The sequence below is a fragment of the Variovorax sp. 20P10.2.4 genome, from assembly GCF_058244205.1.
In genome coordinates this window covers 1-24,012 of the sequence record NZ_JBZAYE010000018.1, presented here as the reverse complement: position 1 = coordinate 24,012, position 24,012 = coordinate 1, and the positions used below count along the sequence as shown (strand labels likewise).

The 24,012-nt window shown below is 68.4% G+C and carries 26 protein-coding genes; 9 read left to right on the top strand and 17 right to left on the bottom strand.

The window, feature by feature from the left end; translation table 11 throughout:
• Positions 1–52 precede the first annotated feature (52 nt).
• The 3 genes from AC27VN_RS03455 to AC27VN_RS03445 all read left to right on the top strand — a co-directional run bounded on the left by AC27VN_RS03455 (position 53) and on the right by AC27VN_RS03445 (position 1,815).
• Entirely contained in the window at positions 53–985 is a 933-nt protein-coding gene (locus tag AC27VN_RS03455) for a LysR family transcriptional regulator (protein WP_177239463.1), read from the top strand.
• 112 nt (positions 986–1,097) lie between these two features.
• A complete protein-coding gene (locus AC27VN_RS03450; protein WP_490875636.1) occupies positions 1,098–1,370 on the top strand; it encodes a hypothetical protein in 273 nt (90 codons plus the stop codon).
• 4 nt (positions 1,371–1,374) lie between these two features.
• Positions 1,375–1,815 (top strand): hypothetical protein, encoded by a 441-nt coding sequence (locus AC27VN_RS03445; RefSeq protein ID WP_490875635.1) that lies wholly within the window; start codon positions 1,375–1,377, stop codon positions 1,813–1,815.
• A 24-nt stretch (positions 1,816–1,839) separates the two neighbouring features.
• On the opposite strand, the gene AC27VN_RS03440 is transcribed toward AC27VN_RS03445, so the two are convergent.
• The 11 genes from AC27VN_RS03440 to AC27VN_RS03390 all read right to left on the bottom strand — a co-directional run bounded on the left by AC27VN_RS03440 (position 1,840) and on the right by AC27VN_RS03390 (position 13,219).
• Positions 1,840–2,811, bottom strand: a complete 972-nt coding sequence (locus AC27VN_RS03440; RefSeq protein ID WP_093349327.1) for a tripartite tricarboxylate transporter substrate binding protein — start codon at positions 2,809–2,811, stop codon at positions 1,840–1,842.
• 109 nt (positions 2,812–2,920) lie between these two features.
• Positions 2,921–3,856 carry a LysR substrate-binding domain-containing protein gene (locus AC27VN_RS03435; protein WP_490875634.1) on the bottom strand — a complete coding sequence of 312 codons (936 nt, stop codon included), beginning with the start codon at positions 3,854–3,856 and terminating at the stop codon, positions 2,921–2,923.
• Between the two features lie 66 nt (positions 3,857–3,922).
• The gene (locus tag AC27VN_RS03430) at positions 3,923–5,134 is read right to left on the bottom strand and encodes a CaiB/BaiF CoA transferase family protein (protein WP_431514155.1); all 1,212 of its coding nucleotides are present in this window, start codon (positions 5,132–5,134) and stop codon (positions 3,923–3,925) included.
• 46 nt (positions 5,135–5,180) lie between these two features.
• Positions 5,181–5,987 carry an enoyl-CoA hydratase-related protein gene (locus tag AC27VN_RS03425; RefSeq protein WP_490875633.1) on the bottom strand — a complete coding sequence of 269 codons (807 nt, stop codon included), beginning with the start codon at positions 5,985–5,987 and terminating at the stop codon, positions 5,181–5,183.
• Between the two features lie 105 nt (positions 5,988–6,092).
• Positions 6,093–7,070 (bottom strand): branched-chain amino acid ABC transporter permease, encoded by a 978-nt coding sequence (locus AC27VN_RS03420; protein ID WP_490875632.1) that lies wholly within the window; start codon positions 7,068–7,070, stop codon positions 6,093–6,095.
• 10 nt (positions 7,071–7,080) lie between these two features.
• A complete protein-coding gene (locus AC27VN_RS03415; RefSeq protein WP_093349315.1) occupies positions 7,081–7,968 on the bottom strand; it encodes a branched-chain amino acid ABC transporter permease in 888 nt (295 codons plus the stop codon).
• A gap of 4 nt (positions 7,969–7,972) precedes the next feature.
• Positions 7,973–8,680, bottom strand: a complete 708-nt coding sequence (locus AC27VN_RS03410) for an ABC transporter ATP-binding protein (RefSeq protein ID WP_093349313.1) — start codon at positions 8,678–8,680, stop codon at positions 7,973–7,975.
• Positions 8,680–9,459, bottom strand: a complete 780-nt coding sequence (locus AC27VN_RS03405) for an ABC transporter ATP-binding protein (RefSeq protein ID WP_203207148.1) — start codon at positions 9,457–9,459, stop codon at positions 8,680–8,682. The genes AC27VN_RS03410 and AC27VN_RS03405 overlap by 1 nt, the downstream gene beginning before the upstream one ends.
• A gap of 82 nt (positions 9,460–9,541) precedes the next feature.
• Positions 9,542–10,747, bottom strand: coding sequence for an ABC transporter substrate-binding protein (locus tag AC27VN_RS03400; protein ID WP_490875631.1), 1,206 nt, complete (start codon positions 10,745–10,747; stop codon positions 9,542–9,544).
• 107 nt (positions 10,748–10,854) lie between these two features.
• A complete protein-coding gene (locus tag AC27VN_RS03395; RefSeq protein ID WP_408908812.1) occupies positions 10,855–11,799 on the bottom strand; it encodes an NAD(P)-dependent oxidoreductase in 945 nt (314 codons plus the stop codon).
• Positions 11,795–13,219 carry an aldehyde dehydrogenase family protein gene (locus tag AC27VN_RS03390; RefSeq protein WP_490875644.1) on the bottom strand — a complete coding sequence of 475 codons (1,425 nt, stop codon included), beginning with the start codon at positions 13,217–13,219 and terminating at the stop codon, positions 11,795–11,797. Before AC27VN_RS03390 ends, AC27VN_RS03395 begins: the two co-directional genes overlap by 5 nt.
• Positions 13,220–13,365: 146 nt before the next feature.
• Between AC27VN_RS03390 and AC27VN_RS03385 the strand changes: the two genes are divergently transcribed.
• Entirely contained in the window at positions 13,366–14,319 is a 954-nt protein-coding gene (locus AC27VN_RS03385; protein ID WP_490875630.1) for a LysR family transcriptional regulator, read from the top strand.
• Between the two features lie 27 nt (positions 14,320–14,346).
• Here the strand turns inward: AC27VN_RS03385 and AC27VN_RS03380 are convergent, their stop codons facing one another.
• The 5 genes from AC27VN_RS03380 to AC27VN_RS03360 form a co-directional block, all read right to left on the bottom strand.
• Positions 14,347–14,745 carry a cupin domain-containing protein gene (locus AC27VN_RS03380; RefSeq protein ID WP_490875629.1) on the bottom strand — a complete coding sequence of 133 codons (399 nt, stop codon included), beginning with the start codon at positions 14,743–14,745 and terminating at the stop codon, positions 14,347–14,349.
• Positions 14,746–14,785: 40 nt separating this feature from the next.
• Positions 14,786–15,688: an ABC transporter permease gene (locus AC27VN_RS03375; protein ID WP_296784664.1), complete on the bottom strand. Its 903-nt coding sequence runs from the start codon at positions 15,686–15,688 to the stop codon at positions 14,786–14,788.
• Complete coding sequence (locus AC27VN_RS03370) at positions 15,678–16,487, bottom strand: ABC transporter ATP-binding protein (protein WP_490875628.1); 810 nt, start codon at positions 16,485–16,487, stop codon at positions 15,678–15,680. Before AC27VN_RS03370 ends, AC27VN_RS03375 begins: the two co-directional genes overlap by 11 nt.
• Positions 16,484–17,566, bottom strand: a complete 1,083-nt coding sequence (locus tag AC27VN_RS03365) for an ABC transporter substrate-binding protein (RefSeq protein WP_490875627.1) — start codon at positions 17,564–17,566, stop codon at positions 16,484–16,486. The genes AC27VN_RS03370 and AC27VN_RS03365 overlap by 4 nt, the downstream gene beginning before the upstream one ends.
• Positions 17,567–17,713: 147 nt before the next feature.
• Positions 17,714–18,616, bottom strand: a complete 903-nt coding sequence (locus AC27VN_RS03360) for a LysR substrate-binding domain-containing protein (RefSeq protein ID WP_296784673.1) — start codon at positions 18,614–18,616, stop codon at positions 17,714–17,716.
• A gap of 108 nt (positions 18,617–18,724) precedes the next feature.
• Between AC27VN_RS03360 and AC27VN_RS03355 the strand changes: the two genes are divergently transcribed.
• Complete coding sequence (locus tag AC27VN_RS03355; protein ID WP_431514166.1) at positions 18,725–19,348, top strand: helix-turn-helix domain-containing protein; 624 nt, start codon at positions 18,725–18,727, stop codon at positions 19,346–19,348.
• A gap of 29 nt (positions 19,349–19,377) precedes the next feature.
• Here the strand turns inward: AC27VN_RS03355 and AC27VN_RS03350 are convergent, their stop codons facing one another.
• Positions 19,378–20,166 (bottom strand): SDR family oxidoreductase, encoded by a 789-nt coding sequence (locus AC27VN_RS03350; RefSeq protein ID WP_490875626.1) that lies wholly within the window; start codon positions 20,164–20,166, stop codon positions 19,378–19,380.
• Positions 20,167–20,362: 196 nt separating this feature from the next.
• Between AC27VN_RS03350 and AC27VN_RS03345 the strand changes: the two genes are divergently transcribed.
• The 4 genes from AC27VN_RS03345 (at position 20,363) to AC27VN_RS03330 (ending at position 23,883) form a co-directional block, all read left to right on the top strand.
• Complete coding sequence (locus AC27VN_RS03345; RefSeq protein ID WP_490875625.1) at positions 20,363–21,334, top strand: Bug family tripartite tricarboxylate transporter substrate binding protein; 972 nt, start codon at positions 20,363–20,365, stop codon at positions 21,332–21,334.
• Between the two features lie 32 nt (positions 21,335–21,366).
• Positions 21,367–22,170: an aldolase gene (locus AC27VN_RS03340; RefSeq protein WP_490875624.1), complete on the top strand. Its 804-nt coding sequence runs from the start codon at positions 21,367–21,369 to the stop codon at positions 22,168–22,170.
• The gene (locus AC27VN_RS03335; protein WP_490875623.1) at positions 22,167–22,958 is read left to right on the top strand and encodes a hydroxypyruvate isomerase family protein; all 792 of its coding nucleotides are present in this window, start codon (positions 22,167–22,169) and stop codon (positions 22,956–22,958) included. Before AC27VN_RS03340 ends, AC27VN_RS03335 begins: the two co-directional genes overlap by 4 nt.
• An 85-nt stretch (positions 22,959–23,043) precedes the next feature.
• On the top strand, positions 23,044–23,883 hold the full coding sequence (locus AC27VN_RS03330; protein WP_490875622.1) for an isocitrate lyase/PEP mutase family protein: 840 nt from the start codon (positions 23,044–23,046) through the stop codon (positions 23,881–23,883).
• Positions 23,884–24,012 lie beyond the last annotated feature (129 nt).

The window sequence follows — 24,012 nt, the reverse complement described above, 5'->3', positions numbered from 1 at the left end:
ACCGGCTCAATGCTTGGACAATCAGAATGATCCGAACGATTATTCGCCAAAGATGAATATTACGCTGCGCCAGATCCGCGCCTTCCTCGCGGTGGCCGAGGTCGGTGCCTTCGCGCGCGCGGCCGAGCGCATGCACCTCTCGCCCTCCGCGTTGTCCACGCTGGTCAAGGAACTCGAGGAGCAGATCGGCCTGCGGCTGTTCTACCGCAGCACGCGCGTGGTCCAGCTGACCGAGGCGGGCGCCGAGTTCCTGCCGCTGGCGCGCAAGGCGCTCGAGGACCTCGAGGCCGCCGTCGCCGGATCGCGCGCGCTGGCCGAGGTCAAGCGCGGCCGGGTCACGGTGGCCGCCTCCATCGTGATCGCCGCCACGCTGCTGCCCTGGGTGATCCAGTCGTTCCAGCAGCGCCATCCGGGCATCCAGTGCATCCTCAAGGACGGCTTCGAGGAGACCATCCGCGACCAGGTGCGCCGCGGCGAGGTCGACCTCGGCGTCGGCACGCTGGTCGAAGGCGAGCCGGGGCTGACGGAGGTCACGCTCTACCAGGACCATCTGGTGGCGCTGGTGCCCGATGGCCATCCGCTCGCGGAGCGCGGCGCCGTCACCTGGCGCGAGCTGGCCAAGCATCCGCTGATCAGCCTGTCCGACCAGAGCCCGTCGCGCGCGCTGGCCGACGCGGCCTTCGATTCGGTCGGCCTGCGGCCGGTGCCCGCGCATGTCGCGACCTTCTCCTCCACGCTGATCAGCATGGTGGCCGCAGGCATGGGCGTGGCCGCGCTGCCGGTCAACGTGCGCCAGCTCTCGCGCCGCACCGGCGTGCAGACGCGGATGCTGGTGCGGCCGACGGTCAAGCGGAACATGGGCGTCTATTCGCGCAGCGACGCGGAGCTGACGCCGGCGGCGAATGCCTTCCTGAAGCACATGCAGGCGTTCGTGAAATCGAAGGGGAGCCTGCCGGACGAGGCGGCCGAAGCCGCCGCACATTGAAAACCGCATCGAGGGGCGAAAGACGTTTCCACTGTGTCAATCTGTTCCAGGCCGTTGACGCCCGCGCGACCCCGTCGCTACATTCGTTCGACCCCTCCCCGGAGCACACCCATTGCACGGCCCCCTCCCCTACGTCCTCGCAGCCATCGCCATCGCGGTCCTCGCGGGCGACCTGGCCGCAACGGTCGTGGTGCTGCGCAGCGATTTCTACTCGGGCCGGCAGCGCGCATGGCAGCTGGCCCTGGTATGGATCATCCCCATCGTCGGCGCCGCCTGCTGCCTGAGCTTCGCGGCCATCCACAGGCGCGCGATCCCCAAGCCTTCCGCGGCATTCCCCGGTTCCGATACCTACAACCTGCCCGGTGGTGAAGCCAACAGTCTCTGAACCGGTGCGGCGCCTTGCCGGTGCCGCCCTTCTGCTCGCGATGTTCGCCTGCCCGCCAGCGCTGGCGCAGACGCCTTCGCGCGATCTCCCGCCGTCCATCGGGCCCGACCACAGCGCATCGCTGACGGTGGAAGACTTCCTGCGCGGCGCGCAGGTGCTCGGCGAGGTCGGACCCGAGCGCGCAGAGCAGAACGCCGACTACGTGGCGGCGATCCGCGGGCTGGCGAACATCGGCGACAACTATCGCACCGATGTGCTCGAGGCCAGGGCCGCGGGCACCACGATCGACAGCTGCCCCGGCAAGTCCGCGAAGATCACCACCGACACGCTGATCCCCTTCCTGCTGCGGCTGCCGCCCGAGCAGCGGACGATGCCGATGGAGCAGGCGTTCCGGCTGCACATGCGCGATCTCTACCCATGCCCCGACAAGGGCGCAACGCGGTAGCCGCCAGCTCGCCCGATCGAGCGCCTACTCGGGCTTGATCCCCTGCTCGCGCACCACGCGCGTGAACTGCACGATCTCCTGCGAGACCAGCTTGTCGAGCGCCTCGGGCGAACCGCCGATCACGCGCCCGGCCTGGGTTTCCATGCGTGCCTTGACCTCGTTGTCGGCCAGGGCCGCGAGCGTGGCCTGGTGCAGCTTGTCGACCACGGCCTGCGGCGTGCCGTGCGGCACGAAGGTGCCGATCCAGGTATCGGATTCGTAGCCGGGCACCGATTCCGCGATGGTCTGCACCTCGGGCAGCAGCGGCGAGCGCTCCTTCGAGGTCACGGCGATCGCCTTGAGCTTGCCGCTGCGGATGTGCGGCAGCGCGCCGCTCAGGGTGCCGAACACCGCGGGCACCTGGTTGCCCACCACGTCCGCGATCGCGGGTCCCGCGCCGCGGTAGGGAATGTGCTGCAGCGAGAGCTTGGCCATCGACTGCAGCAGCCCGCCCGCGAAGTGGCCCGGCGAGCCGATGCCGCCGGTCGCGTACTGGCGGTACCGCGGATCGCGCTGGCCCAGCGCGATCCACTCCTTGAGATTGCTGGCCGGCACCGACGGATGCACCGCGAGCACCTGCGGCAGCGCACCGATCAGCGTGACCCCGCGCAGGTCGCGCTCGGTGTTGAAGGGCAGCGAGGGGTACAGGGCCTGGTTGATGCTGTGCGAGGAGACGGTGAACAGCACCGTGTAGCCATCGGGCGCGGCCTTCGCGACGTAGTCGGTGGCGATCGATCCGCCAGCGCCGGGCTTGTTCTCCACGATGACCGTCTGGCCGAGCTTCTCGCTCATCTTGGCGTTGAGCGAGCGCGCGATGGTGTCGGAGCCGCCACCCGGCGCGAAGGTCACGATCAGGCGCACGGGTTGGCGCGCGGGATAGTCGGGCTGCGCGCCCGCCAGCAGCGGCATGGCGATCAGCGCCCAGGATACGAGCCGTGTGGCCCTGAGGATGTTCATGGTGTCTCCGTCGATTTGTGCAGTCGACTGTAGGGACGGCCTCCCGAACTGAACACTACGAAATCCTGCTACCGGTATAGCGCCGACCGATGGCGCCGCACGCACGCGCTCAGCTGCCGGCCACCAGCCGCGCCCCGTCCCAGCGGCGGGAGCGCACCAGCTCGCGCACCACGCTCACGACCAGTGCGTGCACGCAGGCGGCGGCGGGCTGCAACCGGTTCAGGCGCGAATGCGCGAGCGTCGCGCGGCGCACGATCTGCGGCTCGATCGGGGTCTGGCGCAGCAACTGCGCGGCGGCATGCCAGGCCAGTGCCGAATGCGGGATCACGGTGCCCGCGCCGCCCTGCGCGACCATGGCCAGCACAGTGTGGATCGAGCTCGCCTCGGCCTTGATCTGCGGCGCCACGCCCGCCTCGGCGAAGGCGCGGTCGACCAGGTCGCGCAAGGTGGTGACCTGCGTCGTGAGCATCAGCGGCACGCTGGCCACCGTCGGCAGGTCGATGCTGCGGCCCGCGCGCACCAGCGGCTTGCGGCGCGGCTGCACGAAGTACAGCGGTTCGTCCACCAGCGGCACGGCCTCGATGCCGGGCAGCGCCACGTCGTCGACCAGCACGCTGAGCTCGACGCGCTCGTTGATCAGGTGCGCCGCGAGGAAGGTGCTGGGGCTCTCGTAGACCTCGAGCACGATCTGCGGATGGCGCTCCTCGAGCGCGGCGATCAGCGGCCCGACCAGCACCATCGCGATGCTCGACGGCAGCCCGAGCCGCACGCGCCCGCTCAGGCCCGCGTCCGATGCCTTCACCACGTTCTTAGTGTCGCCCGCGAGCTTGAGGATCTGCTGCGCATGGCGGTACAGCGCCTGTCCCGCATCGGTCGGCGTGACGCCCTTGACGCTGCGCTGCAGCAGCTGGGTGCCGAGCTCTTCCTCGAGCTGGGTCATCTGCTGGCTCAGCGCGGGCTGGACGATGTGGACCAGCGCCGCCGCGCGCGAGAGCGAGCCGCTGTCGACGATCGCGACGAAGTAGCGCAGCTGGCGTATTTCCATGGCGAGAAGGGGTGATGGCCGCCCCGGCGCGGGGGCAGGCCGATGGTGGAAAGGAGGGGGCCGAACTCAGCCGAGCCCGTACTGGCTCACGACACCGTCGGCGAGCCAGGCGTCGATGCGCTCGCGACCATAGCCGAAATCCCGCAGCACTTCGACCGTGTGTTCCCCGAGCAGCGGTGGCGGCAGGCGCACGCTGCCGTCGCGCAAGCCGTCGATGCGCACCGGGTTGCCGACCTGCCGCATGGGCCCGATGACGGGATGCGTGAACTCCTCGACCAACCCGCAGTGCTGCACCTGCGGATCGGCGAACACGTCGGCGATGTCGTTGATCGGCCCCGCGGGAATGCCCAGCGCGACCATCTGCGCGGTCCAGGCCGCGCGCGGCTGCGTGCGCAGGCGTTCCTCGAGCAGTTCCTTGAGCGCGATGCGGTGCTGCATGCGCGCCGCGTTGTTGACGAAGCGCGGATCCGACAGCAGCGCCTCCAGGCCGAGCAGCCGCGCGATCTTCACCCATTGCTCCTGCGTAGCGCCACCGATGTTCAGCGGCCCGTCCTGTGCCTCGAACACGCCGTACGGCGCGATCACCGGATGCACGTTGCCCACCGGCGCCGGCACCTCGCCGAGCGACAGGTAGCGCTGCCCCTGCACGCTGAGCAAGCCGACCAGGCTCGCCAGCAGCGAGGTCTCGACCTTCTGACCTTGGCCGCTGGCCTGGCGCTGGATCACCGCCGCGAGGATGCCCATGGCGGTCCACATGCCGGAGGTGAGATCGCCGATCGCCACGCCCACGCGCTGCGGGCCGGACTCGGGCGTGCCCGTGAAGCTCATGAAGCCCGAGAAGCCCTGCGCGATCTGGTCGAAGCCCGGCCAGTGGCCCTTGGGGCCGTCGCTGCCGAAGCCGGTGATGCTGCCGTGGATCAGCCCGGGGTTCAGCGCCATGAGCTCGGCCTGGCCCATGCCCATCTGCGCCATCACGCCGGCACGGAAGTTCTCCACCAGGATGTCGGCCTTCGCTGCCATCTCGCGCACGATCGCCAGGCCCTCGGGGTGGCGGAAGTCCAGCGCCACGCTCTTCTTGTTGCGGTTGCCCGAGAGGTAGTAGACGCTGGTGTCCTCGGCGAAGGGTCCCCACTGGCGCACCATGTCGCCGTGCGGCGCCGGCTCGATCTTCACGACCTCGGCGCCGAAGTCGCCGAGGATCATCGAGCAGAACGGGCCCGACAGCGCCCGCGAGAGGTCGAGCACGCGGAGGCCCGCGAGGGGCAGCGCTTGGGTCATGAGCAGCTTTCTTGAGAGGCGATCGGCACGGTGCCGGCCAGGGTTGCTAGCGGCCGACGAATTCGGGACGGGTCTTCTCGCGAAAGGCGCGCAGCCCCGTGCGGTAGTCCTGCGTGTCCGCGAACGCATAGCTCGCCAGGCGTTCTTCCCGCGTCACGGGACTCGGGTCTTCCATCAGGCGGCGCAGCTGCCGCTTGAGCGCGCGAACCGCCAGCGGCGCACTCTGTGCGACGGCGTCCGCGGCCGCCTGGGCGCGCCGCTCGACATCCGCATCGTCGACCACGTCGGTCAGCAGGCCCTTGGCCCACGCGGTCTGTGCATCGAGCATGCGGCCTTCGAACAGCAGCTCGGCCGTGAGCGCGGGACCGGCGAGCCGGTAGAGCCACTCCATCTCGCCGAGCGCGAGCGGAAAGCCCAGCAGCCGGATCGGGATGCCGAGGCGGGCGCCGCGGCCCGCGATGCGCAGGTCGCAGACCGAGGCGATCTCCAGGCCCCCGCCCGCGCAGGCGCCCTCGATCAACGCGATCACCGGCACGGGCAGGTCGTGGATGGCGCGCAGGGCACCGGACACGCACTGCTCGTGGAATGCCGTCACCTGCTCGCGCGTGGCGCGCACCTGCTCGAACTCCGAGATGTCGGCGCCGGCCGCGAAGTTGCCCGCCGCACCGCGCAGCACCACGCAGCGCAGCGTGTCGCTTTGCCGCAGGTCGGCGAACACCGCCTGCAGCGCCTCCCACATCGCCACCGTCAGCGCATTGCGCCGGCCGGGGTTCTCGATGGTGACCGTGGCGATGAAGCCCGAGTGCGACAGCCCGATGCGGCCAGGGGCGCGAAGGCCTTGTTCTTCATTCATGTGGCACGGATCCTAGGATCCGCGCGCGGCGCCGAAAACTACAACGTATTGATACCACCATAGGTTTTTCTGATGGCATCGTCGCTGGGCGCGCGCTCGGGCCGGCTACGGGCGGCGGCGCGCCATGAACGCCACCACCTCGCCCATGATTCCCTTGCGGAAGGCCAGCACGCACACCACGAAGATCAGGCCCGTGACCATGGTCACCGACTCGCCCAGCGTGTTGAACCACTCGATGGTGGTGAGGCGCGCGAGCAGGCTGCCGAACTCGCCGAGCTTGTTCTCCAGCAGCACGACCACGGCCGATCCCACCAGCGGGCCCGACAGGGTGCCGAGTCCGCCCACCAGCGTCATCAGCACGACCTGGCCCGACGCGGTCCAGTGCACGTCGGACAAGGTGGCGAAGCCCAGCACCAGCGTCTTGAGCGAACCCGCGAGGCCCGACAGCGCCGCCGAGATCACGAAGGCCAGCAGCTTGAAGCGGCTGACGTCGTAGCCCAGCGAGAGCGCGCGCGGCTCGTTCTCCTTGATGCCCTTGAGCACCTGGCCGAACGGCGAATGCACGGTGCGCACGATCAGCAGGAAGGCCGCCGCCACGATCGCGAGCGCGACGTAGTACATCGTGAGGTCGTTGCTCAGGTCGAGCAGGCCGAACAGCTTGCCGCGCGGCACGCCCTGCAGGCCGTCCTCGCCACCGGTGAACCTCGCCTGCAGCGCGACGAAGAACATCATCTGCGCTAAGGCCAGCGTGATCATCGCGAAGTAGATGCCCTGGCGGCGGATCGCCAGCGAACCGAAGACCCAGCCGAGCAACGCACCGGTGAGCGTGCCCGCGACCAGGCCGAGCTCGGGCGTCAGGCCCCAGGCCTTCATGGCCTGGCCCGCGACATAGGCCGAGCAGCCCAGGAACGCCGCGTGCCCGAAGGACAGCAGGCCGGCGAAACCCAGCAGCAGGTTGAAGGCGGCCGCGAACAGCGCGAAGCACAGGAGCTTCATCACGAACACCGGATAGGCGCCGAGGAAGGGCGCGAGCAGCAGGCCGGCGAGCAGCAGCGGATAGAGGACGAGGGAGAGTTTCTTCATGACCGCGAACTCACTTTTCCTTGCCGAACAGGCCGGCCGGCCGCACCAGCAGCACGATGACCATGATCACGAACACGACCGAGGACGAGGCCTCCGGGTAGAACACCTTGGTGAGGCCTTCGATCACGCCCAGGCCCAGGCCGGTGAGGATGGCGCCCATGATCGAGCCCATGCCGCCGATCACGACGACGGCGAACACCACGATGATGAGGTTCTGCCCCATCAGCGGCGAGACCTGCATCACCGGCGCGGCCAGCACGCCGGCGAAGGCGGCCAGGCCGCAGCCGAAGGCATAGGTCAGCGTGATCATCAGCGGCACATTGACGCCGAAGGCTTCCACCAGCCGCGGGTTCTCGGTGCCCGCGCGCAGGTAGGCGCCCAGCCGCGTCTTCTCGATCGCATACCAGGTGGCGAAGCACACGGCGAGCGAGGCCACGACCACCCAGGCACGGTAGTTGGGCAGCACCATGAAGCCCAGGTCGCTGGCGCTGGCCAGTGCCGCGGGCGTGTCGTAGCTCAGGCCCGAAACGCCGTAGACCGAGCGGAACGCTCCTTCGATCAGCAGCGTGAGGCCCAGCGTGAGCAAGAGGCCGTAGAGGTGGTCGAGCTTGTAGATCCAGCGCAGGAACAGGCGCTCGATCAGCACGCCGAGCAGGCCGACGATCAGCGGCGCCACGGCGAGCATCGCCCAGTAGCTGATACCGAAGTAGCTCATCGCCATCCAGCTGAACACCGCGCCCACCATGAACAGCGCGCCATGCGCGAAGTTGATGACGTTGAGCAGCCCGAAGATCACCGCAAGCCCGAGGCTCAGGATCGCGTAGAACGACCCGTTGACCAGGCCCAGCAGCAGTTGGCTCAACAGGGCCTGCACGGGAAAACCAAAGACAGTCGTCATCGCCTCAGACTCCCAGCAATTCGTTGAGCACAGGCATCCTGGCTTCGAGCTCGGCGGCGCCGAACTTCTCGACGATACGGCCGTGCTCCATCACGTAGAAGCGATCGGCCAGCGGCGCCGCGAAGCGGAAGTTCTGCTCCACCATCACGATGGTGTAGCCCTTGGAACGCAGCGTGGTGATCATGCGAGCGAGCGCCTGCACGATCACCGGCGCCAGGCCTTCGGAGATCTCGTCGAGCAACAGCAGCTTGGCGCCCGTGCGCAGGATGCGCGCCACCGCGAGCATCTGCTGCTCGCCGCCCGACAGCCGCGTGCCCTGGCTGTGGCGGCGCTCCGCCAGGTTCGGGAACATCGCGTAGATCTCGTCGACCGACATGCCCTGCCCCGCGCCCTTGAGCTCAGGCGGCAGCATCAGGTTCTCCTCGCACGACAGGCTCGCGAAGATGCCCCGCTCCTCGGGGCAGTAGCCGATGCCCAGGTGCGCGATGCGGTGCGTGGGCATCGCGATCGTCTCGCGGCCATTGACCTCGATGCTGCCCTTGCGTGCGCCCGTCAGGCCCATGATCGCGCGCAGCGTGGTCGTGCGGCCCGCGCCGTTGCGGCCCAGCAGCGTGACCACTTCGCCGGGCTGCACGACCATGTCGACGCCATGCAGCACATGCGATTCGCCGTACCAGGCCTGCAGGCCCTTGATCTCGAGTGCGGCGGTCATCAGTGGGCTCCCTGCAGTTGTCCGTCCGTGGTGCCCATGTAGGCCTCCATGACCTGCGGGTTCTTCGAGACCTCCGCGTAGGGGCCTTCGGCCAGCACGGCGCCACGCTGCAGCACGGTGATGGTGTCGGCGATGGTCGAGACCACGCTCATGTTGTGCTCGACCATCAGGATGGTGCGGCCCGCCGACACGCGCTTGATCAGCTCGGCCACGCGGTGCACGTCCTCATGGCCCATGCCCTGCGTGGGCTCGTCCAGCAGCATCAGCTCGGGCTCCATCGCGAGCGTGGTCGCGATCTCGAGCGCGCGCTTGCGGCCATAGGGCAGGTTCACGGTCTGCTCTTCCGCGAGATCTTCCAGGCCGACCTCCGCGAGCAGCTCGCGCGCCCGGGCGTTCAAAGGCTCGAGCGACTTCTCGCTCTTCCAGAAGTGGTACGAGGTGCCCAGCCTGCGCTGCAGCCCCAGGCGCACGTTCTCCAGCAGCGTGAGGTGCGGGAACACGGCCGAGATCTGGAACGAGCGGATGATGCCGCGCCGCGCGATCTGCGCGGGGCGCTCGCCCGTGATGTCCTGGCCGTTGAAGAGGATCGTGCCGCTGGTGGGTTCGAGGAACTTCGTGAGCAGGTTGAAGCAGGTCGTCTTGCCTGCACCGTTGGGTCCGATGAGCGCGTGGATCGAACCGCGCACGACCGAGAGATCGACCTTGCTGACCGCGGTGAAACCCTTGAATTCCTTGGTGAGCTGGCGTGTTTCGAGAATGATGTCCGTGCGATACGACATGGAAAAGAGAGTGGGGCAAGGAAAAAAAGCCGTGCGGCCGCGCGCCGCGCGAGACGCGGCGGCGGCACGGCTTCGGAGCGGATCAGCTCTTGGGCATCAGGTGGCAGGCGCCGGGCTTCGTCGGCGCATAGGCTTGCTCGCCCGGGATCTTCGAGACCACCTTGTAGTAGTCCCACGGCTGCTTCGATTCGCTGCGCTTCTTGACCTGCATCAGGTACATGTCGTGCACCATCGCGCCATCCGCGCGGATGTAGCCCTGCGCGAACATGTCGTCGATCTTGAGCGACTTGAGCGCGGCCATCACCTTGTCGGCGTCGGTGCTCTGCGCCGCTTCCACCGCCTTCAGGTAGCTCAGCGTGGCCGAGTAGTCGCCGGCCTGGAAGGTGGTGGGCATCTTCTTGTGCTTCTCGTAGAAGCGGGTCGCGAAGGCGCGCGACTTGTCGTTGAGGTCCCAGTACCAGCCATCGGTCAGGTACATGCCGCTGGTGGTGTCGAGGCCCAGGCTGTGCACGTCGGTGATGAACACCATGAGGCCCGCGAGTCGCATCTTGTTGCTGATGCCGAACTCCTTGGCCGTCTTGATCGAGGTGATGAGGTCGCTGCCGCCGTTGGCGAGGCCGACCACCTGCGCGCCCGATGCCTGGGCCTGCGTCAGGTAGGACGAGAAGTCGCTCGCGTTCAGCGGATGGCGCACGCTGCCCTTGACGGTGCCGCCGCTCGCCTGCACCACGTCGATGCTGGCCTTCTCGAGCGAATAGCCGAAGGCATAGTCCGCGGTCACGAAGTACCAGCTCTTGCCGCCCTGCTCCACCATGGCCGTCGCCGTGCCACGTGCCTGGGCCGAGGTGCTGTAGGTGTAGCGCACGAGGTAGGGCTGGCAGGCCTCTTCCGTCAGGCTGTCGGCGCCCGCGCCGGCGGAGATGAATACCTTCTTCTTTTCCTTCGAGATGTTGCTGATCGCCAGCGACGCCGAGGAGTTGGCCCCCGCGATGACCAGCTCGACCTTGTCCTGGTCCCACCACTGGCGCGCCTTGTTGGCCGCGATGTCGGCCTTGTTCTGGTGATCGGCGGACAGCACCTCGATCGGCCGGCCCAGCACCTTGCCGCCGAAATCCGCGATGGCCATGCGGACCGCGTCGAGGCCGCCGGCGCCGTCGAAGTCGGAGTACGGCCCCGACATGTCGGTGACGAAACCGATCTTGAAGCGATCGGGCGCGGCTTGCGCGCTGGCGTTCTGGATCCAGGGCAGTCCCGCGAGGACGGCCAGGGCGATGGCATGCATTCTCATTGTTTGTCTCCTTGGCAGCCGATGCTTCGACTGCGCTTTATGTGGATCGGGAAGCTAGGGATCGAGCCTCTTGCCGGGCTCGTTCCGTTCGAAAGCGCTGGCCGTCGTCAGGCGGCCTTCCAGCCCGCGGGCACCCGTGCGCGCTCGATCCTCGCGAGGTCGCAGACCGCATCGGCGATGCCCGAGAAATCGATCTTTCCGTACTCGCTGGCGCGCGCCAGGCTGAACGATTCGAAGACCGCCGCGGCCACCGGCATCGGCACCCTGGCGGCGTGGGCCGCGCCCATCACGAGCGCCATGTCCTTGTGCGCCAGGTCGATCGTGAAGCCCGGCGTGGTGTCGCCCACCAGCACCTTGTTCGGGAAGTTCAGGCGCAACTGCCCGTTGGTCGCCGAGGTGCCGTAGAGCACCTGCAGGGTGCGGGTGATGTCGAGCCCGAAACGCTGCGACAGCGCGAGCGCCTCGGCATTGACCTGGCACAGCGTGACCGCGACGTAGTTGTTGACCAGCTTGGTCCGGCCGCCCGTGCCGACGTCGCCGCAGTGGTAGACGGTCGAGCCCATGACATCGAGCAGCGGCCGCACGCGGGCGAAGTCCTCGTCGGTCGCGCCGACCATGAACAGCGATTCGCCGCGGTCCGCGTGTTCGGCCAGGCGGCCCACGGGCGCATCGACCACGGACTGCCCGGCCGCGCGCGCCGCCACGGCCAGCCGGTCGGTGGCCAGCGGATCGATGGTGCTCATGTCGAGCAGGATGTTGCCCTTGCGTGCGTTGGCGAAGATGCCTTCCGCGCCCAGGGCCACCTGCTCCACTTCGGTCGAGCTGGGCAGCATCGTCGCGACGATCGAACACTCGCGCGCGATCTGCGCGATGCTCTGCGCGCTCGCCGCGCCGGCATCGACCAGCTCGTTGACCGCCGCGGCGTTCAGGTCGTGGACCACCAGCGGGTAGCCCTGTTTTCGCAGGTTCAGGGCCATGGACTTGCCCATGCGCCCGAGCCCGATGAAGCCGATTTTTTCCATTCGATGTCTCCGGTGGTTCCTGGTATCAATGCCCGATGTAGGCGGTCTTGGTCAGCGTGTAGAAATCGGCGGCGTAGCTCCCCTGCTCGCGCGGGCCGAAGCTCGAGCCCTTGGTGCCGCCGAAGGGCACGTGGTAATCGAGGCCCGCGGTTGGCAGGTTGACCATGGCCAGCCCGCTCTTCACGTTGAGGCGGAAGTGGGTCGCGTGCTTGTGGGATTGGGTGCAGATCCCGGCCGAGAGGCCGTATTCGGTGTCGTTGGCCAGCGCGAGCGCTTCCTCGTAGTCGCGCGCGCGGATCACCGTGGCGAACGGGCCGAACACCTCCTCGCGGTTGATGCGCATGTCGTTGCGGGTGTCGACGAACAGCGCGGGCGCCATGAAGAACCCGGGTGTCGAACGCTCGAGCACGGCACCGCCTTCGATGAGCCGGGCGCCCTCGTCCTTGCCGACCGCGATGTAGCGCTGGACCATGTCGAGCTGGCGCTGGTTGATCACCGGGCCGATGTCGGTGCCCGCCGCCAGGGCGTGGCCCACCTGCACCTCGCGCATGCGTGCGCGCAGGGCCTCGACGAAGCGGTCGTGGATGCCGTCGGTGACGATCAGCCGGCTGGACGCAGTGCAGCGCTGGCCGGCCGAGAAGAAGGCGCCATTCAATGCGCACTCCACCGCCTGCGGAAGGTCGGCGTCGTCGAGCACGACGAGCGGGTTCTTCCCGCCCATCTCGAGCTGCACGCGCACCATCCTCGCGACCGCCGCCTGGGCCAGCTTGCGGCCGGTGGCGACGCTGCCCGTGAAGCTCAGCGCATCGACGCCTTCGACGATGGCCGCGCCCGCGACCGCGCCATGGCCATTCACCAGGTTAGCGACGCCCGCGGGCAGGCCGTTGCGCTCGAGCACGCGGAAGAGCTCGCTCGCCACCGCGGGCGTCTCCTCGGAAGGCTTGAGCAGCAGCGTGTTGCCGAAGGCCAGCGCGGGCGCGATCTTCCAGGCGGCGATGGCGATGGGGAAGTTCCACGGCGTGATCAGCCCCACCACGCCGATCGGCTCGCGGCTGGTCTGCACGCCGATGTTCGGCCGCACCGACGGGAGGTTCTCGCCGCCGTAGCGCACGGCCTCGCCGGCGAAGAAGCCGAAGATCTGGCTGGCCCGCGTGACTTCGCCGATGCCTTCGGCGCGGGTCTTGCCGGCTTCGCGCGAGACCAGCTCGCCGATCTGCTCGCGGCGCGCGAAGAGCTCGTGCGCCGTGCGTTGCAGCAGGTCGCTGCGGACCTGCGTGGTCGTTGCCGCCCAGGCCGGCTGGGCGGCGCGCGCGGCCGCCACGGCCTGGCGGACCTGTGCCGCGTCGGCCAGCGCGAACCGGCCCACCACGTCGTGCGTGTCCGAGGGGTTGATGCTGGCGATCGATTCCTGGCCGGCGATCCATTCGCCGCCGATGAGGTTCTTCTGAATGTCCATGGTCCTGTCTCCTGGGCTGCCGGGTCACTCGCGGATGCGGGTGTCGGTGTGAAGTGGGCGGATCATAAATTTGCATTTCACATGCCGTCGAATTACCATTTCTGATCGATAAATCACTTTTTTTGCTGGCAGGAAACGCGATGGACACGCGGCAGATTCGGGCCTTTCTGGCGATCGCGGACACCGGCAGCGTGACGCGTGCCGCCGAGCTTCTTCATGTGGTGCAGCCCGCGATCTCGCGGCAGCTCAAGCTGCTGGAGGACGACCTCGGCGCGCTGCTCTTCGAGCGCAGCCGCGGCGGCATGGTGCTGACGGAGGCGGGCCGCACGCTCGTGGAGTACTCGCGGCGCGCGCTGCGCGAACTCGACAACGCGAGGTCGGAGATCCAGCCATCGGGCCCGTCGATCGCGGGCATCGTCCACGTGGGACTGCTGCCGAGCAGCTGCGAGCTGCTGGCCGCGCCGCTGGTGCTGGCGCTCAAGGAGCGCTACCCCGGCGTGCAGGTGTCGCTGTCGGTGGGCTACACGGACCATCTCGCGCGCTGGCTCGAGACGGGCGAGCTCGACATGGCACTGCTGTACGACGCCCCGCAACGGCCGAGCGTGAGTCTCGAGCCCTTGCTCAAGGAAGTGCTGTGCCTCACCGCGCCGGCGGCGCACGGCCTCTCGCTGAAGAAGCCCGTGAAGGTCCGCGCGCTGGGCCAGGCGCCGCTGGTGCTGCCGAGCCGGCCGCACAACCTGCGCGGGCTCGTGGAGCATGCGTGCGCGGTCGCCGACGTGCCGTTCAGGATCGCGGCCGAGACGAATGCGCTGGCGGTCCAGCGCGACCTCGTCGTTCAGGGCGTGGGGTTCTCGGTGCTGCCGGCGGTCGCGATTCGCAGCGAGCTCGAGCGTGGCCTGCTGTCGGCCGCCCCGATCGCGGCGCCCGAATTCGCGCGCAGCATCTACCTGGCGCTGCCCACGACGCGCCGCACTTCCACCGCGGGGCAATGCGTGGTGGGCGAACTCAAGCGCTGCATGGAGGCCGCGGTCGGCAGCGGCGAGTGGACCGGGGCGAAATGGATCCGCTCATCGGGCGAGCACGGACGGACCTAGTCGCGTCCGCCGTGCGGGGCCTCATGCTCAGAAGCCCTTCGTCTCCCCCGACGCAGCGTGGAAGAAGATGTTCGGCTTGCGATAGACCGCGAACACCACGGCGCCGGTCTTCGAGCTGTTGTCGTGGAACGAACCGGGCTTGCGCCAGATGTAGTCCCCCGCCTGCGCCAGGCCGTCGTGGTCTTCCACCGAGCCCGACAGCACCAGGGTCTGCTCGAGCTCCGGGTGCTTGTGGAACGGGATGTAGGCGCCCGGGTCGAGCTTGAGCAGGCAGGTCATCTCGCCCTGCTCGGGGTTCTCGTACAGGACCTTGATCATGACCTTGTCGAAGCGCGTGGGCTTCCACTCGATGCGCTCGGGCTGGACGTAGATCGATCCCCCGATCGTGGGTTCCTGCTTGTGCGGCTTGCTGGCGATGGTGTTCATGGTGTCTCTCCTTCGAATGAATGAATGGATGGGGCGGCGCTCAGTGCGCGTCGCGGAACTCGGGCGACCACTTCATCGTTCGCTGCTCGACATGGCGAATGGCGGAAACGAGCACGATGCCCAGCACGGACAGCACCGTGATGGTGGCGAACATGTCGGTGGCATTGAGCGTCGACAGCGAGGTGATGATCAGGTAGCCCATGCCGCGGTCCGAGCCCACGAACTCCGAGATCACGACGCCGATCAGCGAGAACGCGACCGCGTTCGGCAAGGCGGCGAACATCCAGCCCGAGACGAAGGGAATGCGCACGCTCCACAGCAGGTTCGAGCGCGAGGCGCCCAGGGTGCGGCAGAAGTTGATCACGTGCGGCTCGATGCTCTGGCCGCCCTTGAAGGTGTTGAAGAACACCAGGAAGAAGACGATGAACCAGGCCGTCACCACCTTCGACGCCAGCCCGAGGCCGAAGATCATGGTGATCAGCGGCACGAAGGCGATGCGCGGCAGCGAGTTGGCGCCGGTGATGAACGGCGCCAGGATGCGGGCCAGCCTCGGGCTCTGCGACAGCCCCAGCCCGGCGATGAAGCCCGTGACCACCGAGACGACCAGGCCGATGGCCGTGGCCAGCACCGTCGATGCCAGGTGCGGCCAGATGAAGCCCGCCTTGCTCCCGAGCGTCCATTCATAGATGCGCTGCGCGACCAGCGAGGGCCGGCTGATGAAGAAGGGGTCCATGAAGGTGTTGCTCACGAACCAGGGCACGCGGGTCAGCCCTTCCCACAGCGCGAGGAAGCCCGCGAAGATCGCGCACTGCCAGGCGAGCACGCCGAGGGCCTCCTGGCGCGCGGCCTTGCGCGCGGCGGCCGCGAAGTCCCGGCTGCGCAGGGCCGCCGCATCGTCCTGCGCGCCTTGCAGCGCGCGAGCGGCATCGTGTTCAGGCGACATGTGCCACCCCCTGCCCCTTGGCGCGTCCCTGCGCGGCCTGGAACTCGCGCCCGAGCACGGCCCAGATCGCGCGCACGTGATGGCTGAAGTCGTCCGAGTCGCGGAGCCCGAACACGTCGCGCGGCCGCGGCAGGTCGACACGGTGGTCGAGCACTACCCGGCTGGGCGGCGCCGACAGCACGATCACGCGATCGGACAGGCTCACGGCCTCGTCGAGGTCGTGCGTGACCATCACGACCGTCTGGCCCAGCTTCTGCCAGATGTCCAGCAGTTCCCGGTGCAGCGTCATCTTGGTGTTGCTGTCGAGCGCGCCGAAGGGCTCATCGAGCAGCAGCACCTCGGGCTCGCAGGCGAGCGTCATCAGCAGCGCGACGCGCTGGCGCATGCCGCCCGACAGCTGGTGCGGCAGCATGTCCTCGCAGCCCGAGAGGTTCGCGAGCTCCAGCAGCCTGCGGACCGTCGCGCGGATCTCGTGGTTCGGCACGCCGCGGAACTTCAGGCCCAGCCCGATGTTGCGGCCCACGGTGTGCCAGGGCAGCACGGTGTCCTTCTGGAAGATGTAGCCCAGCCGGTCGGGGATCGTTCCGTGCCGCACGGCACGCCCGCCGATCTCGATGCGGCCCGCGCTCGGTGCCATGAAGCTGCCCATCATGTTGAGCAGCGTGCTCTTGCCGCAGCCGCTCGGGCCCACGATCGCCACGAACTCGCCCTTGGCCACGCGGAACGAGACGTCGCCGATCGCCCAGGTCTCGCGCGTGGCACTCAGGTAGGCCTTGCTCACGTGCTGCAGCTCGATCATGCGAGGCCCCGCGCGCGCTTGACGAAGCTCATGTTCACCATCTTCTCGTAGGGCACCTGCTTCATCTCCTGCGGCGTGATCTGCCGCCCGCCCATCACGTCCATCAGGCGCGCGTAGTGCTGCGGCGTGATGAGGTTGTCGCCGCTCCAGATCTTCTTGAACACCGTCACCGAGTCGATGGAAAGCTGCCGGCCGTAGCCCGGCAGGTACTCCTCCTCGATCAGCGACACGATGTCGCCCGGCGCCGTCTGGCGGATGAAGTCGGAAGCCTTGACGATGCCCGTGACCAGCGCCTGCACGGCCTCGGGGCGCTTGTCGATGCTGTCCTGCATCACGTAGAGGCCGACGCCCGGCACGTCGCCGCCAAAGGTGGCGTTCCAGCTGGCGTCGTCGGTCACGTCGAACAGCGGAACGCCCCAGCCCTCCTCCTTCGCCTTGTTGAGCATCGAGTAGGTGGCCGTGCAGCAATCGACCGATCCGCTCTTCACGGCGCCGAGCATGGTCGAGAAATCGCCCAGCGCGCGGACCTGCACCTTGTCCTTGATGCCCGCGCGATCCGCCAGGTACACGGCCATGAGCCAGGTCGCCGACTGGGGCTGGGTCACGCCGATCGAGCGGCCGGCGAGCGACCTGATGTCCTTGAGGCCGCCCTCGTGGAGCTTCTTCGTGGTGAGGATGTTGGCGAACGCGATCCGGTTGTCGAAGCCCGCGACCAGCACCGCCTGCTTGCCCGCGATGGTCAGCGAGACCGGATCGTTCACACCGGAGGTCGCGGCGAACAGTTGCCCCGCCGCGAGCATCTGCTTCGCGCGCGGCCCGCTTTGCGCGTTCAGCGGCCGCACGTCGAGGCCGGCCTGCGCGAAGTAGCCCTTCTTCGCGGCGACATAGGCCATCGCATAGAGCGGATCGATGCTCGCCACGCCGTAGTCCGCGGTGCCCAGCTTCGCCGATTGCGCGAGGGCCGTCCCCGGCATGAGGAACGAAGAGAGTGCGGGCGCGATCGACGCGCCGGCGATGCCGCCGAGAAAACGGCGGCGGCTCCTCGACGAAGGGCTGCGGGCATGGCGGGGAGATGGCATCGGGGTGCTCCTGCTGGCGGGTGGACGGGGGCCGTCTGGCGGCATGCCGCGCGACGTGCATTCAGTGTGCGAGGCGGTGCGTTCGCGGGCCAATACTTATGGCGGCGGGCGTGATGCCGCGGCGGCATCAGGGCGCATCAGGGCGCATCAGGGCGACATGGCGAACTGCGCGGGAAAGCTGCGCCGCGCGGCATCGACGAATCCGCCGACCAGCGGGTTCGTGTCCTGCGCCCGCCAGGCAATCGCGATCTCGGCGCGTTCCTCGAGGTCGTTCAGCGGCCGGTATTCGACGCCGTCGGTGTGCAGGTGCCGCGCGGCCTCCGGCACGATGGCGACACCCACGCCCGCGCCCACCATGCCCAGCATGGCCTGCGAGTCGCCGACGTCGTGCATCGCGCGGGGCTCGAAACCGGCATCCCGGCAGAAGCGCAAGGTGAGCCCGCCGAAGCTCTTGCCCGGGCCCGCGGGCAGCGAGACGAAGTCTTCGCACGCGAGGTCGCCGACCGCGAGCGACTCGCTGCGGCACAGCGGGTGCCCCTCGGGCAGCGCGACCACGAAGCGCTGCCGCTGGATGACATAGCTCGCGATGGCGGCGTCGGGCTTCAGCAGCCGCAGGATCGCGACGTCGATGTCCTCGCGCAGCAGCGGCTCGAACTGCTGCAGCACCTGGAATTCGTTGAGCTTCACGTCGACGTTCGGAAACTCGCTGCGGAAGCCGCGCACGAGCATCGGCAGGAATTCGCTGGCCACCAGGCTGATGAACCCCACCCGCAGGTGCGCGCTGCAGCCGGCGGCCGCGCGTTGCGCGAGCCCCGGCAGTTGCTGCATCAGCCCGAGCACGGTGCGCGCCTGCTTGAGCACGGCGTCTCCCGCGGGCGTCAGCGCGACATGCCGCTTGTCGCGCTCGACGAGCAGCACGCCGAGCCGGTCCTCGAGCTGCTGGATCTGCCGGCTCAGCGCGGGCTGGGCCACGTGCAGCCGATCGGCGGCCCGGCGAAAGCTCAGCTCGTCGGCGACCGCCACGAAATAGCGCAACTGTCGAACATCCATGTGAAGGCGCTCCGGGATATCGATCGAACAATGCAAGAAGCGCGCCGAATGCGCGGCCGCCCTCCTCGCGCGGACCGGGGGCTGCTTCGTCTATGACAAGATCGGGCCATGGACCTGGAATCGTCGAAACCGCCGTCTGCCGGCGCAGCCCGCCCATCGAAGAAAAGCAAGGGCGACAGCGCGCCGCTGTCGCCCGCGGCGCTGGGACTGCGCATCCGCGCGTTGCGCAAGAGCAGGCAACTGACCGTGGAAGCCCTGGGCGAACTCGTCGGGGTGCACAAGACGCACCTGTCGCGCATCGAGCGGGGCCTCAAGGCGCCTTCGCTGACCATGATCTCCAAGCTGGCCAATGCACTGGGCTGCGGCATCGGTCACCTGGTGGGCGAGGTGATCCACGAGGAGGCGATCGTCGTGAGCCGCGGGGAGGAGCTGCATCCTCGCTTCATGGCCGACGAGCAGCATCAGTTCGCGGCCCTGCTGCAGGATGCGCGCTCGAGCAGCTTCGGCGCCTTCATCCTCTACCCCGGCACCTCCGACGGACCGATACAGGCCCAGCACGAAGGCCATGAACTTCTGTACGTGCTCACGGGCAGCGTGGACATCCATTTCCAGGATCGCGTCGAGCGGCTTCGCGCCGGGGACTGCATCCATTTCCCGGGCTACCTCACGCACCGGATCGTCCGCGTCGGCCGCGCCAAGGCCAGCGCGCTGCTCGTGATGTCCGCCACCTGACCATCTCGCCGTTCGCGGCGGGCTGCGGACTAGCCCCGGCCGACGTACGGCATCTTGGTGGCGAGGAGGGTCTGGAACAGGATGTTGGCCTCCAGCGGCAGGCCGGCCATGTGCAGCACGGCGTCGGCGACGAGGTTCACGTCCATCAGCGGCTCGCTCGCGAGCTGGCCGTTGGCCTGCAGGATGCCGCGCGCGAACTGGTCCGCCATGTCGGTGGCCGCGTTGCCGATGTCGATCTGCCCGCAGGCGATGTCGTAGGCCCGCCCGTCGAGCGAGACGGCCTTGGTCATGCCGCTCACCGCATGCTTGGTCGCCGTGTAGGCGATCGCGTTGGGCCGCGGCGCATGGGCGGCGATCGAACCGTTGTTGATGATGCGACCGCCCATCGGGCGCTGGTCCTTCATCGTCCGGAATGCCTGCTGCAGGCAGAAGAACATGCCGTTCAGGTTCACGTCGACGACCTCGCGCCACTGCGTTGCACTCAGCGCGTGCCACTCGACCGGCGGCGCGGAGATGCCGGCGTTGTTGAAGAGCACGTCGACCCGGCCCCAGCGTGACCTGACCCGCTCGAACATCTCGCCGACCGCATCGGCGTCCGTCACGTCGGCCGGCACGACCAGCGCGCGGTCCGGCGCTGTCGAGCGGGCCGCCACCTCGGCAAGCACCTGTTCGCGACGCCCCACGAGCGCCACCCTGTAGCCGGCCTTCAGCATGGCGAGCGCCACCGCCTTGCCGATGCCGCTGCCGGCGCCCGTCACCACCGCCACCTTGGGCGGGTTGCCTTCCGTCTCGTTGCGCGATTCGTCCAATGCCGTCAAAGCCGTTCTCCTTTTGCGGGCCAAACCGTCCTCCGACCGGAGGACCTTCGTTGCGGCAAAGAATATCCGTTTTGGTCAACGTGTTGACTAGTAGACACCCTGTGTTTAATACTCGCGCCCAATTCGGCCCGCGCACATCCGCTCGCACGCCGCCCGCATTCGTGAAGGCAATTTCGCCAGCAACCGGAGAGAAGGCATGTTCGACATCGATCGCCGCAGGTTCACCCTGCTTGCCGCAGCAGCGGGCGCGGCCCCCCGACTCGCGTTCGCGCAGAACGCATGGCCCTCCAGGCCGATCCGCATGGTGGTGCCCTTCGGCGCCGGCATGTCGATCGACGCGCTCGCGCGGTTGCTCGGCGACGGGCTCGGCAAGGCGCTCGGGCAGACGGTGATCGTCGACAACAAGCCCGGGGCCGCGGGCCTGATCGGCACGGCCGATGCCGCGCGCAGCGCGCCCGACGGCTACACGCTGCTCGCGGGCGTGACCTCCGTGATGAGCATGAGCCCGCACGTCTACACGAAGATGCCCTACCAGGCATTGCAGGACTTCACGCCCATCGTCAGGACCGCGAACTTCGCGTTCGTGCTGCTGGCCGGAATGGCCCAGCCCTACAAGACCTTGCCCGAGCTGATCCAGCAGGCGAAGGCGAAGCCGACCTCCATCGACTACGCCTCGGTCGGCGTCGGCACCGCGCCGCACATCCTGATGGAGATGTTCGCCAGCCTGGCTGATGTGAAGCTCACGCACATCCCCTACAAGTCGCCGTTCCTGTCGGACCTCATGGGCGGCCAGGTAGCGATCGGCTTCGAGCCGACCACGACCGCGATTCCCCTGATCCGCAGCGGCAAGGTGCGCGCGCTGGCGATCGGCAGCAAGGCCAGGAATCCGCAGCTTCCGGACGTGCCCGCGCTGTCGGAGTTCTTCCCGGGCTTCGAGGGCGACAACTGGCACGGCCTGTTCGCGCCGCGCGGCACGCCCGACACCGTGATCCAGCTCGTGAACGCGGAGATGAACCGCGTGCTCCAGACCAACGAGATCAAGAGCCGGCTGGCCGACCTCGGACTGCAACCGGGTGGCGGTTCGAGCAGCGAGTTCAGGGACTACTTCCGCGCCGACTACGCGCGCTGGGGCGAGGTCATCCGGCAATTCAACATCCGCATCGATTGATCGATGCGCCCTCCCCACTCCCGAAAGAAGCAATGAACCCAGAGACACAACGCTCGGAACAGGACATCAAGGAAGCCTATTACCGCGAACTGCGCGCCAAGGCGCCGGGCATCGCCTACAGCGAGCTCGAGCAGCTGGTCCTGGCCGCGCGCATGCTGGCCGCCGAGGGCCATTGGGCCAACGGCATCGCGGGGCAGATCACCGCGCGCGCCGAAGCGCCGGGCACCTACTACACGCTCAAGTTCGGCATCGGTGCCGACGAGGCCACGCCCGACGGCTTCATGGTGACCAACGACGCGCTGCAGGCGCTCGATGGCCGCTCGCTGCCCAATCCAGCGACGCGCTTCCATACCTGGGTCTATCGCGCCAACCCCGAGGTGAAATGCATCATCCACACCCATCCGCCGGCCGTGCAGACGCTGGCCATGATCGGGCAGCCGCTGATCGTCGCGAACATGGACGCCTGCGTGTTCCACGACAACTGCAGCTACCTGGAGGAGTGGCCCGGCCTTCCCATCGCCGATGAGGAGGGGCGCATCATTTCGCAGGCACTGGCGGGCCGCAAGGCGCTGCTGCTGGCCCACCACGGACTGCTGACCGCGGGCACGAGCATCGCCGAGGCGGCCACGCTGGCCATCTGGATGGAGCAGCAGGCGGCGAACCAGTTGCGCGCCTCGGCGGCGGGGACCATCCGTCCGGTGCCGGACCACCTGGCGAGCGAAGCGCGCGACTTCCTGCTGAAGCCGCAGGTCATCGACATGGCCTTCCTCTACTTCGCGCGGCGCGTGCTGCGCGACGATCCCGATTGCCTCGAGGCGGATCGGCAGCCCGCATGAGATTCGCGGCCAACCTGTCGACGCTGTTCGCCGAGCTGCCGCTGCTGGCGCGTGTCGAGGCGGCCGCGTCCCTTGGCTTCGAGGGCGTCGAGATCTGGTTCCCCTACGAGGTGGACGCGAAGGTGCTGCGCGCGGAGCTGGCGCGCCATGAGGTGCAATGCGTGACGATGAACACGCAGCCCGGCAACGTCGACCTGGGCGATTGGGGACTGGCCGTCGACGCGACGCGCCGGGCCGAGTTCCTCGCGTCGGTGGAGATCGCCGCCGCCTACGCGGCCGAGATCGGTTGCCCGCGGATCCATGCGATGTCGGGCAGCGTGCCGCAGGACGTGACCCGCGAGGCATCGTGGGAGGTCTTCGCAAGGAACATCGACGACGCCTGCGTCATCGCCGCGCGCCACGGTCTCAGCCTGATGATCGAGCCGCTCAACGCGATCGACCGGCCGAGCTTCCTGCTCACGCGGCAGGCCCAGGCCATCGCGCTGATCGAACAGCTCGGCCGCGAGAACCTCAAGATCATGCTGGACCTGTTCCACCTGCAGCGCGGCGAAGGGAATCTCATCGAGCGCATGCGCCAGAGCCTGCCGCATGCGGCGCACGTCCAGATCGCGGACGTGCCCGGTCGGCACGAGCCGGGCAGCGGCGAGATCAACTTCGCGACGGTGTTCCGGACCTTGAAGCAACTCGGATGGACGGGCTGGATCGGCTGCGAATACTTCCCGAGCGACGGCACCCTGGCCAGCTTCGGGTGGCTGGAAGCGCACGGCATCGAGCTGCGGGCGCGCTGAGAACAGCAGTTTTTTCCAAGCCGCGACCGCGCGTCGTTTCTAAGCTGCGGTCACTTCCAACTTCCTCCCCACGGAGCCGGTGACCATGCAACGCAACGACGACACGCCATCCAGGACCGACCTCTTCCATCGCCTGCACACGGGCCCCGCGCCCCTGATCCTCGTGAACGCCTGGGACGCCGCCAGCGCCCGCGTCATCGAGCGCGCGGGCGCGAGCGCCATCGCCACCACCAGCGCGGGCATCGCCTGGTCGCTCGGCTATGCGGACGGCGAACGGATGCCCGCCGGCGAACTGATCGCGGCCTGCGCGCGCATCTGCCGCGTGGCGCGCGTGCCGGTCAGCGTGGACCTCGAACGCGGCTACGGCGACGGCACGCAAGCAGTGCGCGACATGGCGGCCGCGCTCATCGACCTGGGCGTGGCCGGCATCAACATCGAGGACGGCACGCGGCCCGGCACGCGCGAACTGGCGCCGCCCGACGTGCTGTGCGAGCGCATCGCCGCGATCCGCGCGCTCGATGCGCGCTTCTTCATCAATGCGCGCACCGACACCCACATCGTCCCCTGGGACGACCCGGCGGCACGCTTCGAGGAAACGCTGCGCCGCGCGACGCTCTGCGCGGCGGCGGGCGCGGACGGCATCTTCGTGCCCGGCCTGTCGAGCCCCGAGGAGATCGAAGGCCTGTCACGCGCGGTCGCCCTGCCGGTGAACGTGTACGCGGGCTATGCCAGCGCGCCCACGGCCGAGAGTCTTGCGCGGGCCGGCGCACGTCGCATCAGCCTCGGCTGCGGTCCGCTGCAGGCGGCGCTGGGCCTGGTGGGCCGGCTCGCGAGCGAGGCCTTCGCGCATGGCCGCTTCGATGCAATGGACGAACGCATGCTGTCGGTCGGCGAGCTCAACGCGCTCTTTTCACCCGCCGCATGAAAATTCAGTTTCCATTAATGCGAATCACTCTCATTCAGTGCTATAGTCGAGCCAAGTCACCAACCAGCTTCATCCCGAAGCGACCACCGCCACCATGCAAGCTCTCCTCTCTCAAGGAAGCCAACCGTC